13 protein-coding genes and 1 rRNA gene are annotated in these 13688 nt (G+C 75.2%); 9 read left to right on the forward strand and 5 right to left on the reverse strand.

Annotated features, from left to right (window positions below; translation table 11 throughout):
* The 3 genes from rrf to ACRYR9_RS18045 form a co-directional block, all read left to right on the forward strand.
* Positions 1-110: ribosomal RNA gene (gene rrf / locus ACRYR9_RS18035) — 5S ribosomal RNA — on the forward strand; the annotation flags it as partial.
* Between the two features lie 354 nt (positions 111-464).
* Positions 465-1547 (forward strand): hypothetical protein, encoded by a 1083-nt coding sequence (locus ACRYR9_RS18040; RefSeq protein WP_432498535.1) that lies wholly within the window; start codon positions 465-467, stop codon positions 1545-1547.
* 3 nt (positions 1548-1550) lie between these two features.
* Positions 1551-1832, forward strand: a complete 282-nt coding sequence (locus ACRYR9_RS18045) for a WXG100 family type VII secretion target (RefSeq protein WP_432498533.1) — start codon at positions 1551-1553, stop codon at positions 1830-1832.
* Between the two features lie 6 nt (positions 1833-1838).
* Here ACRYR9_RS18045 and ACRYR9_RS18050 read toward each other — a convergent pair whose 3' ends face one another.
* Both ACRYR9_RS18050 and ACRYR9_RS18055 read right to left on the reverse strand, forming a co-directional pair.
* Complete coding sequence (locus ACRYR9_RS18050; RefSeq protein ID WP_432498530.1) at positions 1839-3197, reverse strand: 6-phospho-beta-glucosidase; 1359 nt, start codon at positions 3195-3197, stop codon at positions 1839-1841.
* Between the two features lie 63 nt (positions 3198-3260).
* Complete coding sequence (locus ACRYR9_RS18055; protein WP_432498528.1) at positions 3261-4406, reverse strand: ROK family transcriptional regulator; 1146 nt, start codon at positions 4404-4406, stop codon at positions 3261-3263.
* 62 nt (positions 4407-4468) lie between these two features.
* Here ACRYR9_RS18055 and ACRYR9_RS18060 point away from each other — a divergent pair, with 62 nt between their 5' ends.
* Positions 4469-5323: a LacI family DNA-binding transcriptional regulator gene (locus tag ACRYR9_RS18060; RefSeq protein WP_432498526.1), complete on the forward strand. Its 855-nt coding sequence runs from the start codon at positions 4469-4471 to the stop codon at positions 5321-5323.
* 6 nt (positions 5324-5329) lie between these two features.
* Here the strand turns inward: ACRYR9_RS18060 and ACRYR9_RS18065 are convergent, their stop codons facing one another.
* The 3 genes from ACRYR9_RS18065 to ACRYR9_RS18075 all read right to left on the reverse strand — a co-directional run bounded on the left by ACRYR9_RS18065 (position 5330) and on the right by ACRYR9_RS18075 (position 7926).
* The gene (locus tag ACRYR9_RS18065) at positions 5330-5770 is read right to left on the reverse strand and encodes a PKD domain-containing protein (protein WP_432498524.1); all 441 of its coding nucleotides are present in this window, start codon (positions 5768-5770) and stop codon (positions 5330-5332) included.
* A 407-nt stretch (positions 5771-6177) separates the two neighbouring features.
* On the reverse strand, positions 6178-6786 hold the full coding sequence (locus ACRYR9_RS18070; RefSeq protein ID WP_432498522.1) for a DUF6318 family protein: 609 nt from the start codon (positions 6784-6786) through the stop codon (positions 6178-6180).
* A 69-nt stretch (positions 6787-6855) separates the two neighbouring features.
* On the reverse strand, positions 6856-7926 hold the full coding sequence (locus ACRYR9_RS18075) for an HNH endonuclease (RefSeq protein ID WP_432498519.1): 1071 nt from the start codon (positions 7924-7926) through the stop codon (positions 6856-6858).
* 117 nt (positions 7927-8043) lie between these two features.
* Between ACRYR9_RS18075 and ACRYR9_RS18080 the strand changes: the two genes are divergently transcribed.
* The 5 genes from ACRYR9_RS18080 to ACRYR9_RS18100 form a co-directional block, all read left to right on the forward strand.
* The gene (locus ACRYR9_RS18080; RefSeq protein ID WP_432498517.1) at positions 8044-9462 is read left to right on the forward strand and encodes an exonuclease domain-containing protein; all 1419 of its coding nucleotides are present in this window, start codon (positions 8044-8046) and stop codon (positions 9460-9462) included.
* Positions 9459-10598 carry an FAD-dependent oxidoreductase gene (locus ACRYR9_RS18085; RefSeq protein ID WP_432498514.1) on the forward strand — a complete coding sequence of 380 codons (1140 nt, stop codon included), beginning with the start codon at positions 9459-9461 and terminating at the stop codon, positions 10596-10598. Before ACRYR9_RS18080 ends, ACRYR9_RS18085 begins: the two co-directional genes overlap by 4 nt.
* 66 nt (positions 10599-10664) lie before the next feature.
* Positions 10665-12308: a phytoene desaturase family protein gene (locus ACRYR9_RS18090; protein WP_432498511.1), complete on the forward strand. Its 1644-nt coding sequence runs from the start codon at positions 10665-10667 to the stop codon at positions 12306-12308.
* 69 nt (positions 12309-12377) lie between these two features.
* On the forward strand, positions 12378-13154 hold the full coding sequence (locus tag ACRYR9_RS18095) for a cyclase family protein (RefSeq protein WP_432498508.1): 777 nt from the start codon (positions 12378-12380) through the stop codon (positions 13152-13154).
* A gap of 2 nt (positions 13155-13156) precedes the next feature.
* Positions 13157-13688: thiamine pyrophosphate-binding protein (locus tag ACRYR9_RS18100; RefSeq protein ID WP_432540205.1), on the forward strand; the 532-nt coding region annotated here is incomplete at its 3' end.

A 13688-nucleotide genomic window follows, 5' to 3' on the forward strand; every position in this document is an offset into this window, starting at 1 on the left:
GTCATAGCGGTGGGGAAACGCCCGGTTACATTCCGAACCCGGAAGCTAAGCCCGCCAGCGCTGATGGTACTGCTCGGGAGACTGGGTGGGAGAGTAGGACACCGCCGGCCACTCATCTTTGTGAGTGTGTTGTTGAAGGCCTGTGGGGTGCGATCGTGCATCCCACAGGCCTTCTTCACGTTCAGGGACGGTGTGGACACACCCTTCCGGGTGGCTGTCTCACGTCTCGTCTCTTCGAGGTCCGGGTTGTGGACGAGCGCTAGAAGGCTCCGCGCCTGTGGAGGGGAACTGTCGGAGCCGTGACGCTCGCTAGCGTCATCCTCACGACCCCGAGGAGACCCGTGCCGCCCTTTCGCCGCCAGCCCGCGAGGGCAGCGCTTCCTGTTTCCCGTGCCGCCCGATGGACCGATCGGGCGGCCGCTGAGCTCTGGACCACCCGCACGCTGCAGCACCACGAGAGCCGTTTGCGCACGGCGGCCGAGCAGCGTGAGCCGTGGATCGAGCTGCGCTCGGCCGTGCCGGCGTCCGCCGGTCGCCTCTTCGTCCGCGAGGGCGTGGACACGGTCGAGCGGCCGGTGAGCTGCGCGGTGGTTCGCCTGGACCTGTCCGGCCCGTCCCCCGTCATCCTCAGCTCGACGCCGGAGGATCTTCCGCTGTGGGAAGAGCGATGGGAGCTGCTGCAGATCCTCTCCGCCACCTCGGACGCGTCGGGGGAGTGCTGGCTCGACCCGCTGGTGGCCGTCGAGGTCGTGCTGGCCGGGCCTCAGGACCAGGCACGCACTGCCCTCCGGCAGTGGCGTGGCGCCCTGCGAACCTCCTCCCCGAGCGAAGTCCTGGAGCAGGTCACCGGGGAAGGGGGGCAGCCGCCGGAAGGCTCGTCGTGGTCGTCGTGGGGAGCCTGGTTCGAGGACCGGCTCGAGAGAGCCGCCCGCACCGGCTCGGGGGGTGCTCACCCCGTCAGAGAAGGGCCCGTCCTGCACCGCACCGGCACGTTCGATCGCGGAGTGGACATCGGCGCGGTCGTCGACGAATCACTCGTGGAGGGCTCGGAAGCCGTAGGGGCCTGGCTCGACGATGTCAGTGGGCCTCGACGGCTGCGGGTGGTGACCGAGCTCGCGGGGCCCGTGGGCGTGGTCCAGCTGGAGGGCCCCGCGACGACCGTGTCCTCGCGGCACGTGGTCGTGGTCCTGCAGCGCGGCGCAGACCCGTGCCTCACCGTCCTGGACGCCCACCCGGAGCTGTCCCTGGAACCTGCGGCTCAGCACCACCTGCGCACCGGTGCACTGCTGGGGGCTTACCTGGGGCCCGCTCTCGAGCGGCTCGAGGCGCGGCCCTGGCCGGCGCAACGCGCCCTGCTGGAACAGGAGCCGGCGCACGTGGTGGAGGAGCTGGTGCGGGAGCTCGACGACCTGACCCGGCTCACCGACGACGACTTGCGGGCGAGCGTCGCAGCAGCGGGAGTCGCCGTCCTGCCTCGAGACCTGCGCGGCTGGTTGCAGCGGCTCACCTGGCGCTGGCGGTCCTTCCCGTGGACGACGGAGGGCTGAGCGGTGCGGTACGGCGTGATCACCGAGGAGGTCTCCGCTCTCGCCGGGCGCCTGCGTGGAGGTGGGCAGCGGGCTTCGGAGCACCGCACACCCCTCGACGCGCAGGCCGACGCGGTCGGGGCCTGGTGCGCCGGTCGCGCGGCTGAAGCGGCCCAGGCGTTCTTCGCCACCCTCGTGGAGGCTGCGCGCGAGACGGCGAGCGGCCTCGACGACCTCGCCGGTCGTGTCGAGACCGCAGCCGGCACCTACGCCGACGTCGAGGCCGACGCCCTGCCGGTGGGCTGAGCGGCCTCAGCGCCGGAACACCGCCGCCACCTCGGGGATGCGCTCGACGTACCCGTCCAGCAGTTCCCGGGCGACGGTGACGGAGTCGACCAGCGGGTGCAGGGCGAAGGCCCGCAAGGCTTCGGCGCGATCGCCGTGCACGGCCGCGGCGATCGCGTGGCGCTCGACCGCCTTCACCTGCTGCATGAGACCCAGCTGGTGCAGGTCCGGGGCCCGGGTGGCCAGCGGGTGAGCACCGTTGGCGTCCACCGTCGTGGGGACCTCCACCACGGCGTCCTGGGGCAACCCCGCGAGGGTCCCGCCGTTGCGCACGTTGAGGATCATCGTGGCGCGCTCGTCCCGGCTGATGGCCGCCATGACGCCGAGCGCCACACCCGCGTACCCCTGCTGCGCCGGGTCCAGTTCGGGCGCACCCGGGTGGGTGCTGCGGCCCGGTTCGCCGCCCCTGGCCTCGGCCATGTAGGTGGCGTTGCGGTCGCTCACCGTGGTCCGCCACAGGTCCGCGGCCCCCTCGTGCGTGCGGGAGAGCTCGTCCCAGAACGCGTCCTGCGTGCGTCGCAGGTACTCGCCCCGGGTGAGATCCGCCGTCCGCGCGCTGCGCAGCGCCTCGCGGTGGGAGTAGTAGTAGTGCAGGTACTCGTTGGGGATCACGCCCAGGGTGCGCAGCCACTCCTTGCCGAACACGGCGCCCTCCTCCAGGGCGTCGAGCGCGTCGTCGTCGGCCAGCAGGCCGGGCAGGACGTCCGTGCCGGCGTGGACCAGGCGGCGCGTCCACCCCAAGTGGTTCAGGCCGACGTAGTCGACCAGCACGCGCCGGTGGTCCAGCCCGAGCAGGTCGGCGGCCCGGCGTCCGAAGCCGGAAGGTGTGTCGCAGATGCCGAGGACTCGATCTCCGAGGACCGCCTGCATCGCCTCGGTGACGATGCCCGCGGGGTTCGTGAAGTTCAGGACGTAGGCGCCCGGTGCGTGGCGGCGCACCTGGTCCGCGACGTGGAGCATGAAGGGGACGGTGCGCAGCGCGTACGCGATCCCGCCCGCACCGGTCGTCTCCTGCCCGAGGACGTCCCGGTCCAGGGCGACGCGCTCGTCGCAGCACCGTCCGCTCAGCCCTCCGACGCGGACGGCGGCGAAGACGAAGTCGCTGCCCTGCAGCGCCTCGGTCAGGTCGGTCGTCGGGAACAGCCGCGGTGCGTCGGGGAAACCTGCGGACATCTCGCCCAGGATCCGCACCACGCCCTGCAGGCGCACCGGGTCGACGTCGTGCAGCGCCACCTCGTCCACGCGTGGGGAGCCGCTGTCGCGCAGCAGCGCCTGGTGCACGAAGGGGGTGCGGAAACCCGCACCGCCCAGGATGCAGAGCTTCACGGGGTTCTCGCCTTCCCGCCGGGAACGTTCGAAGGGGTCGGGGGAACCGTAACAGCGCTGCGTTCAGTCGCCCAGGTTGTGCTGCTGCAGCACCAGGGCCGCAGCGCCGGTGGCCGAGGCGGTCGCCGCCGCGCTGGAGACGGTGACGGTGGTCTCGCGGTGCCAGGAGCGCGCGTCCGCCGGCGCCAGGCGCTCGGTGATCGCCGGCCCGTACAGGGACGCCGCCACGGCGAAGCTCGGCCCCGTCAGCACCACGAGGTCCACGTCCAGCAGGTTCACCGCGGACTCCGCCGCTGCGGCCACGAACCGGGCGGAGTCCTGCAGCAGGGCGCGGCACCCTGGCGCCCCCGTGCGCGCTGCCCGTGCGACCGCCGCGAACTCCCGCTGCACCGGGTCCGTGCGACGCAGCGACAGGCCCGCCTCGCGCCGGGTGGCGGCACCGGCGCGTGCACGTGCCACGACCGCCGCCGGGCCGGCGACCGCTTCCAGGCACCCCTGGCCCCCGCACCGGCACGGCGGGCCGTCCACCTGCACGCACACGTGCCCGAACTCCCCGGCCCCGGGGCCGCGGCCACGCAGCGCCCGCCCGTCCAGCACGATCCCGGCGCCGATTCCGGCTCCCATGTACAGGGCGATGAAGGACCGGCGGGAATCGACGCGAGCCACCCAGTACTCACCCACCGCGGCGGCGGTCGCGTCGTTCTCCACCAGCACCGGCCAGCCCGTCGTACGGGCCAGTTCCGCCGCCACGTCGGTCGGCACCGCCGTGGGGCGGTCCGCCCACACCAGGCCGGCGCCCAGGCAGCGCCGGCGGTCCACCCCGGAGGCCTCCAGCAGGAGCACCACGTCCGCGAGCAGTTCGTCGGCGGAGCTGCGCACCGGGCGGGCGGTGCGGGAGATGATCCCCCCCGTCTGCCCCGTGACCACGAGCGTCGTGGTCGTCGCGTCCACGTGCACGCCCACGGCGAACCGCGCGCCGGGGTCCAGGCGCAGCAGCGTGCGCGGTTTGCCACCCGTGGGGATCCGCCCCGTCTCCACGAGCAGGCCGTCGGAGATCAGGCGGCGCACCGTCGTGGAGATCGACGCCTCGGTGAGCCCCGTGATCGCCGCGATCTCCACGCGGCTGAGCTGCTCGTGGGCGCGGATCGCGTCGAGCACCCGCTCCCGGGCGCTGGACCGCCGTGGGGGCGGCGCCTCGATCTGGGACACCAAGGGATCATGTCACCACTGCCCGCGACGGCGACCGCGTCGCCGGGAGGCAGAATCGGTGCGTGCGACGGGGGAGTGCAGCGGTGGGTGGCGGGCTCGTCGGGCTCGTCCTGACCGGTGGAGCCCCCCGCGTCGGCGTCGAGCCGTTCTTCATGGAGCTCATCGCCGGCATGGAGGAGGTGCTGCGTCCCGAGGGGCGCAGCGTGCTGCTGCTGGTGGCCGCCGACGACGACGCCGAGGCGAGCGCCTACCGGCGGTGGGCCCGGGAGGGCACCGTCGAGGCGGTCGTCGTCGTCGACCTCACCCTCGGGGACGCGCGTCCCGCCCAGCTGCAGCGGCTCGGCCTGCCCACCGTGCTCGCCGGTCACCACCCCGACCCGGCGTTCAGCAGCGTCGTCACCGACGACGCGGGCGCGGTCCGCACCGCGCTGCGCTTCCTCGCGTCCCTGGGGCACCGGGTCGTCGGCCGCATCAGCGGGCCCGCCGACCTGGTGCACACGAGTGAGCGCACGGCCGGGATGCTGGAGGAGGCGCGGGCCGCCGGGCTGGACGTGCGGCTCGTCGAGGCCGACTACACCGCGGCCCGCGGCACCGCCGCCGCGCGGGAACTGCTGGCCGTCCCCGACCCGCCGACGGCGCTGGTGTTCGACAACGACGTGATGGCCACCGCGGCGGTGGAGGACCTCGTCCGGCGCGGCGTCGACGTGCCCGGGCGGGTCAGCGTGCTGGCGTGCGACGACTCGGCGCTGTGCGAGCTGGCCGTGCCCGCCCTGTCGGCGCTGAGCATCGACGTCCACGAGCACGGCGTGCGGCTCGGGAACGCGGTGCTGGACCTCCTCCTGCACGGCCGGACCGGTCCGCGGCCCGGCCCCCCGATCCGCGTCGTCGAACGCGCCAGCACCGCACCGGTGCGGTGAGAGGCGTCAGCGGGTGAGGACGGTGGTGCCCGCGTGGGCCGTCACGGGCACCGCCGGCGAGGAGATGTCGACGGTGCCGTCCACCGGCTGGAACGGCAGGCCGGCGATCGCGTACTCCGCGGAGTACGTGGTCGTCAGCGTCACCGGGTAGGTGCCCGGGCGGGTGTACGTGTGCGTCGTCGTCATCGCCGGGTAGGCGGCGCCCGGGTCGGTCGTGGGGCCCAGCGTGGCCCCGTCGCCGAACGTCCACGTGAACGTCTCAGGGGTCGCGCGGATCGTCACGGGGAAACCCAGCACGTGCACGTCCCGGGTCACCGGGGCGGCCTGCGCGTACACGTTCACCGGGACGTTCAGCACCACGTCGCCGTCCGCGGGTTGCAGGCCCGCGGTCGACGGCGGCAGGCCGACGCGGCGCACGTCCGCCACCGTGATCGTCGGCAGGACCACGGGCTGGCCCGTCGCGGTCGCCGCGGAACGGCAGGAACTCCCACCGCGCCGCCACGGCCCCTGCCCGCCCACCGGCCGGCTCCAGTCCGTGAGGAACACCTCACCCGATTCGCAGAGGGTGGACGCGCCGCACTCGGCGTCGGCGCCGTCCAGGGGTTGGTCGGGGCCGGCGCAGGGGGAGGTGAGGATGTGCTCGCGGGTGGGGGCTGAAGGAGCACCACGCCCTTCAGCTTCCGTGGACCCTGAGTAACTGGCTCCCGGCCTCGTGCCTGATCCGCTGATCACCACATCCGAATCGTCGACCGAAGTGCCCCAGGAAGAACCTCGGGAAGCTGCTGTCGCTGGCACGGTCGTCGAGCTCATCACTACGCAGACCAGCGCCAGTGCCGCCCAGTGCGCTCGATGGGTCATCGAGGCATCTCCCAGACCCACCAGCGACCGTCGTGGAACTTCAGTTGCATCAAGCCGCCGAACTCCATCCGCTGGAAGTCCGCGAGCGTCGTGCCGTCGGCATTCACCAAGCGACCTGTCGGGACATCCATCTCCAACTGGACTCCTGCTTCACCGAACTGCGGATCGAAGTGCTCGATGTACGCCGATCGGAAGCGGACTTCCCGGTTCTCCCAGGTGATGCCCTTCCTGTGCGCAACGTCCACTACCTCTGCGTCGTCTCGGCACGCTCCACAATCTGGCTCACTGATTCCGCGGATGGCTCCGGAGTCGCCGGTCGCATGGGCGTAGTTCAAGACCTTCAGGTAGTGCCCGGCGAACGCGATGGCGTCGTCCTCGGTGAAACCCGCCGCTTCGAACGTCGGCCGCGGGAGGGTTGGGCGCGCCGGGGTCTGGAGCGCGACGGGAGCTTCCGTCACCGACGGAGACGGGGAAGCGGTCACGGTGCTCACGGGAGGGGCGGGCTGCAGCGCCCGTTCCGCTTCCCGTTCCTCCGCCCCGCACGCGCCGAGGAGGGCCATCGCCGCGGCGGCGCTCACGAGCAGGGGGCGGGTGACGGGGTGCACGCGGGGACGGTAGGGCGCGCGGTTCGGCGACCGCTGACCTCACCCGTTCGGCTGTGGAAACCCGCCGGTTCAGGCGGCGACCCGGGCGGCGTCGGTGGGGTCGAGCAGGTCGAACACGCCCGGTGCGCGCCACAGGGGTGTGCCCGCCGGGGTGGTGCCGTACAGGCCGGCGGCGGCACCGGCGACCCGTTCGCGCTCCAGCGGCCAGCGCAGGGGGCCGGCGACCGCGCGCAGGTCGCCGTCGGTGCGGGCGAGGGCGCGCACGACGTGATCCACGGCGGGCAGGGTCGCGGACTTGGCGAGGTTGCATCGCGCGTCGGCGACGACGAGGTTCACCACCCCGTCGACGGCGACGCGCGCCCAGGGCAGGACGTGGTCGACGTGCGTGCCGGTGCCCAGGGGCTGCGCGCAGTAGAAGCAGCGGCCGCCCTGCAGGTCGGCGAGCGCCGGTGCCAGCCGTGCGACGGCGCTGCGGGCGGCGCCGAACAGGAACCCGTGCAGGTCGGGGGCGTCGAGGTCGGCGGCGTTCATGCGCTGCACGTCGGCGACCCACCACTGCCGCAGGACCGGCTGCAGCAGCCCGGCGGTGCGTGCCAGGGCGGTCGCGACGCCGGGGTGCAGGTCGATGCTCCAGTCGTGGGCGTCGAGCTCGGCGACGGTGGTCTTCTTGTGCAGCCAGGTGTCGTCGTACAAGAAGGGCGTGCCGGGGGCGGAGGTGCCGGTGCGTTGCAGGGCGAACAGCGGCTGCCGGGCCAGGGTCTGGGCGATCGCGCGGCGCCGGCGCGCGTACCGGTCCGGCTCGGCGGCGCGCAGCTGGCCGGGGGTGGTCAGGCCCGCGGACTCCGCGGCGGTGCGCAGCTCCCGCACCGCGTCGGGCAGCGAGCGCCCGGCCTGCTCGTTCTGCCGCAGGACGCCCACCTCGGAGAAGGTGCGCACCTGCGGCCAGTACAGGTCGACGACGCGGTCGGCGAGGTCCTCGATCGGCACCCGCAGCGGTGCGTCGGGCGCGGTGGGGTGCTCCAGGCAGTGCTGCACGAGCGCGGACAGGGCAGCGAGCTTGTAGGTGGACACGCGCCGGCCCGTGCTGAGCAGCTCGGCGACGCGGGCACCGACCTCCAGCGGATCCGGGATCGTGCTCACCGGTGGACGCTACGTCACCGACCCGGGGTGGAGACGCACACGGGCCGTGTCGTTGCGCGCCGGGTGTCCGACCGGCGTGGCACCGTCGTGGTACTTCCCCACGCTAGGAGATCCACCATGACGTCGCTGCACCCCGGACCCGTCCTCCCGCAGGACCCCCCGGACCCGACGTCGATCGGCGCGCGCTACCCGCACCGCTACGCGGCCCTGGACGTGGAGACCACCGGCTTCTCCGCCGCGAAGGACCGCGTCGTGCAGGTCGCGGTGACCCTCCTGGACGAGCACGGGCAGGTGGAGTCGTCGTGGTCCACGCTCGTGGACCCGCAGCGCGACCCCGGCCCGGTGCACGTGCACGGGATCACCGCCGAGCGGCTGGAGGGCGCGCCCCTGTTCGCCGACGTCGCCGAGCAGCTGGCGGGCCTGCTCGCCGGGCGGGTGTTCGTCGCCCACAACGCCGTCTTCGACTGGGGCTTCGTGGCCGCCGAGATGCGCCGCGCCGGGGTGGAGCTGGCCGTGGAGCAGCGGCTGTGCACGCGCAACCTCGCCCGCCGCCTCGACCTGCCGGTGCCGGACCTGAAGCTGGCGACCCTCGCGGCGCACTGGCGGGTGGAGCAGCTGCGTGCCCACGACGCGGAGGACGACACCCGCGTCCTCGTGGAGGTGCTGCGCCACGCGCTGCGCGCCGCCGCGGCGTGCGACCTGGACCTGCCGCTGACGCGCTGCTCCGCGGAGCCGCCCCCGCCGCGGCCCCGCTCGCCCCGCCGCCCCGCGGCACCCGCCGGCTCGGCACCCGCGCCCCTGCCGCAGGCGGCGGCGTCCGGGCCGCTGGCGGGGCGCCGCGTGCTCGTGCTCGGCGGCTCCCACGAGGAGGCCGCCGCCGCGCGGTCGCTCGTCGCCTCCCTCGGCGGCGCCGTCGTGGTGCACCTGAGCGCGGGGACCACCGACGTGGTTGCGCTCGCGGGTGCCGAGGAGGACCCGCGCTGGCGGCCGGCGCAGGAGCTGGGGCTGCCGTCGCTGGACCCCGCCGCCCCGTCCTCGGGCGCCGGGGCCGCGGGAGCGCCGGACGGCGGCACCGTCCTCGTGCCGGGCGCGGAGCTGCAGCTGCCGCCGAGCCGCCGCCCGTGGCTGCTGGACGTGCGGTGGGAGCGCGCCGCCCACCCCGTGGACGTGGTGGTGCGGCGCTTCGACGCCCGCGGCCTGCCCGTCGGCGCCGCCCTGCGCGGCACGCGCTCCTCGCTGGACGGCACCGTCGTGCTCGACGTGGACACCTCCGGGGAGGCCGAGGTGTGGATGCACCTGGACGCCTGCCCGGGCGACGTGGAGCGGGTCGTGGTCCGCGCGGAGCTCGCGGCGGGCACCACCTTCGCCGACGTCGGTGCTCTCGTGCTGACGGTGCGCGCCCCGAACGGTGCGGTGCTGGCGTGCGCCGCGCTCGACGCGGCCGCCACCGACCGGTCCCTGGTGCTGACGGACGTGCAGCGCCGCGACGGGGGCTGGTGGTTGCGGATCGCCGAGGCGTCGGCCGCGGCGGCGTGAGCACGTCGCGGTACCTCGTCGTCGGTGCGGGCCTGACCGGTTCCGCGATCGCCTGGCAGCTCGCCGAGCGCGGGTGCGAGGTGACGCTCGTGGAACGCACCGCACCCGCCGCCGCCGGCGGCTCCTCCCACGGGTCGGCGCGGATCTTCCGCTACGCCTACGCCGAGCGCGACTACGTCGACCTGGCGGTGCGCGCCGACGCCGCGTGGGAGGAGCTGGAGCGCCGGCACGGTGCACCGCTGCTGGAACGGGTCGGCGCCCTGGACCACGGGCCGGGTCGCGACCCGCGCGCCCTGGCGCGGGTGCTGCGGGACGCGGGGGTGGAGCACGAGCTGCTGGACGCGGCGACCGCCCGGCGGCGCTGGCCGCAGCTCGTCCTCGACGGGGAGGTGCTGCACCAGCCCGGCGGGGGAGTGCTCGACGCGGAGGGCACCGTGCACGCGATGCTCGCCCTGGCGCGGGCACGCGGTGCGCGGGTGCTCACCGGGTGGGAGCTGACCCGGCTGGAACGCACCCGGGTGGGGTTCACCGCGCACGCGGCGGACGGGCGCCGCGTCGACGCCGGACACGTCGTCGTGGGCGCGGGCGGGTGGCTGCCGGACCTGCTGCGTGAGCTGCCGCTGCCGTCGGGTTTCCTGGCGGCGTTCCCGGTGCTGCAGGTCCGCGAGGAGAACGCGTTCCACTTCCCGTACCGGGCGGAGCACCCGCACGGCACGTGGCCCACCCTGATCCACAACCCGGGCGATCAGGACGTGTACGCGCTGCCCGGTGGCCGGGACGCGGACTTCCGCGGGCAGAAGGTCGCCGTCTACAACGCCGGGCGGCCCATCGCCTCCGCCGCCCGGCGGAGCGGGGTGGTCGACCCCGCGAACCGGGAGCGGGTCACCGCGTACGTGCGCCGGTACCTGCCCGGGCTGGTGCCCGAGCCGTACGCGGACACGACGTGCCTGTTCACGAGCACCCCCGCGGAGGACTTCGTCGTCGATGGCGTGGACGGCATCACCGTGGCCTCGCCGTGCTCGGGGCACGGGGCGAAGTTCGCGCCGCTGCTGGGGCGGATCGGCGCCGACGTCGCCACCGGTGCGGCGCCGGCGCCGGAACGGTTCCGGGTCGGTGGGCGGCGCCCCGGGGCGTGACCCGGGCACTGCCGCGGGCTCGCGCGGACCCTGGTGCGGGACCGGCCGTGCGCCTACCCTCCGTGCATGTCGACGGCGAGCGGTGACCCGGGCGAGTTCGACGCGGTCGTGGTGGGGTCCGGCGTCAACGGGATGGTCGCCGCGGCGGAGCTGGCCGGTGCCGGGTGGTCGGTGGCGCTGGTGGAGCGCAACGCCGAGCTCGGCGGTTTCACGGGGTCCGCGGAGCGGACGGTGCCCGGGCACGTGCACGACTCCTACTCCTCCTGGCACCCGCTGTTCGTCACCGGCGGCGCGTACGCGGCCCTCGGCGCGGACCTGCACCGGCACGGGTTGGAGTACGCCAACACCGACGGGCCGCTGACGGCCAGCGTCGCCGACGACGGCCGCGTCACCCTCGCCCACCGCGACCCGGAGGAGACGGCGGCCGCGTTCGAGCACCCCGAGGACCGCGACGCCTACCTGGCGCACCTGGCGAGGTTCGGGCGCAGCGCCTCCGCGCTGGGCGGCCTGCTGGGCGGGCCCGTGCGCTCCCCGGCCGCGGTGGGCTCGCTGCTGGGGCTGCTGCGCGGCAACGGCCCGCGCGGCAGCGAGGCGTGGCTGCGCGACGCCGTCACCAGCGGGCGGGGTTTCGTGCAGCGCGAGTTCCGCGGCCGCGAGGTGGACCACCTGTGGGTGCCGTGGCTGCTGCACGCCGGGCTGTCCCCGGACCACGCCTCCGGCGGCGCGATGGTCCCGGTGTTCGCCGCCACCCTGCACGCCGCGGGGATGCCGGTGGTGCGCGGCGGCAGCAGCCGGTTCGTGGACGCCTTCGCCGCGCTGTTGCGCGAGCGCGGAGCGACCGTGATCACCGGCGCCGAGGTGAGCGGGGTCGAGGTGACCGGCGGGCGCGCCCGCGGCGTGGTGCTCGCCGACGGGACGGTGCTGCGCGCGCGGCGGGCGGTGCTGGCGTCGGTGTCCGCGCCCGCCCTGTACGCCGGTGGGCTGCTGCCGGCCGAGGTCGTGCCCGAACGGGTGCGCCGGGACGCGCAGCGGGTGCGGTGGGGGCGCGCCGCCGCCCAGGTGCACGTGGCGCTGTCGCGGCCGCTGGACTGGAACGACCCCCGGCTGGGCCGGGTGCCGCTGGTGCACCTGTCCGACGGCGCGGCCAGCACCGGCATCGCGTGCGCCGAGGCCGACGCCGGCCTCCTGCCGCGCCGGCCCACCGTCGTCGTCGGCCAGCAGCACGTCCTCGACCCCTCCCGCGCCCCGCAGGGCGCGGCGACGCTGTGGCTGCAGCTGCAGGAGCTGCCGTTCTCCCCGCTCGGCGACGCCGCCGGCGAGCTGGACACCACCGGCGGCTGGACCGAGGCGCTGGCCGCCGGGTACGCCGACCGCGTCCTGGGCCGCATCGAGCGCCACGCCCCGGGCGTGCGCGAGGCGGTCCTCGGCGTGGACGTCATCACCCCGGTGGACCTGCAGCGCTACAACCCGAACGCCGGCGACGGCGACCCGTACGGCGGCTCCGCCCAGCTGGACCAGAGCTACGTGTGGCGGCCGGTGGCCTCCTGGGGGCGGCACCGCACGCCCGTGGCGGGGCTGTGGCAGATCGGGGCGGCCACCCACCCCGGCGCGGGGCTGGGCGCCGGCTCCGGGCACCTGGTCGCCGCCACGCTGCTGGCCCGGGAGCGGCGGCGGGAGACCACCGCGCGGCTGCTGCGGCGCAGGAGCTGACCCGGCACCGCACGGAACCGGGTCCGCGTCTGCCACGATGCGGCCACCCAGAGCCCCGGGAGGCCGATCGTGAGCACGCTGTCCACCCTGCTGTCCGCGCTGTCCACCGGTGACGTGGAGGTCGTCGACCTGACGGCGCCGCTGAGCCCGGACACCCCCGTGCTGCAGCTGCCCGCCCCGTTCGCCAACACGATCCCGCTGAGCCTGGAACCGGTCAGCGACTTCGACGACGCCGGCCCGGCGTGGGCGTGGAACGACATCCACACCGGCGAGCACACCGGAACCCACCTCGACGCCCCCGTGCACTGGATCAGCGGCCGCGACGGGCTGTCGGTGGACCGCATCGCGCCGGCGCGCCTCGTCGGCCCGGTCGCGGTGGTCGACGGGGTGGCCGAGTCGCAGGCCGATCCGGACTTCCTGCTGGAACCGGAGCACCTGCAGGCGTGGGAGGCCGAGCACGGGCCGTTCCCCGCCGGCGGGTGGGTGTTCTTCCGCACCGGGTGGAGCGCCCGCTCGGGTTCGCAGGAGGAGTTCCTCAACGCCGACGAGAACGGCCCCCACACCCCGGGGATCTCCGCCGCCGGTGCGCGCTGGCTGGCGGAGAACACCGAGGTCTCCGGCTACGGCGTGGAGACGGTCGGGATCGACGCCGGGGCGGCCGGGGGTTTCGACCCGGCGTTCCCCGCCCACTACTTCCTGCTGGGCGCCGACAAGTACGGCCTGACGCAGCTGCAGAACCTGCACCGGCTGCCGGTCACCGGTGCCGTGGTGGTCGTGGCACCGCTGCCCGTGGTCGGCGGGACGGGCAGCCCGGCGCGGGTGCTGGCGCTCGTCGAGCGGTCCTGAGGGTGGACGGCACCGTCGCGGACCTCGTCGGCCGGGTCCTGGCGCAGCTCGGTGTCGCCCGCGCGTTCGGCGTGGTGGGCAGCGGGAACTTCGCCGTCACGAACGCCCTCGTGGCGCACGGGGTGCCGTTCACCGCGGCCCGCCACGAGGGTGGGGCGGCGACGATGGCCGACGCGTACGCCCGCACCAGCGGGGAGCTCGCCGTCGTCACCACCCACCAGGGGTGCGGGCTGACGAACGCGGTGACGGGGATCGCGGAGGCCGCCAAGTCCCGCACCCCGCTGATCGTCCTGACCGCCGACACCGCGGGATCGGCGGTCCGCTCGAACTTCCGCATCGACCAGGACGCGCTGGCCCGCAGCGTCGGTGCGGTGCCCGAACGCGTCCACTCGGCGGGGTCCGCCGTCGCCGACGTCGTGGGGGGGGGGGGGGGGGGGGGGGGGGGGGGGGGGGGGGGGGGGGGGGGGGGGGGGGGGGGGGGGGGGGGGGGGGCGGGGCCCCGGGGGGGGGGGGGGCCGGTTGGGCGGGCGGGGC

It is taken from the genome of Kineococcus auxinigenes, from assembly GCF_050871525.1.
GTDB lineage: Bacteria > Actinomycetota > Actinomycetes > Actinomycetales > Kineococcaceae > Kineococcus.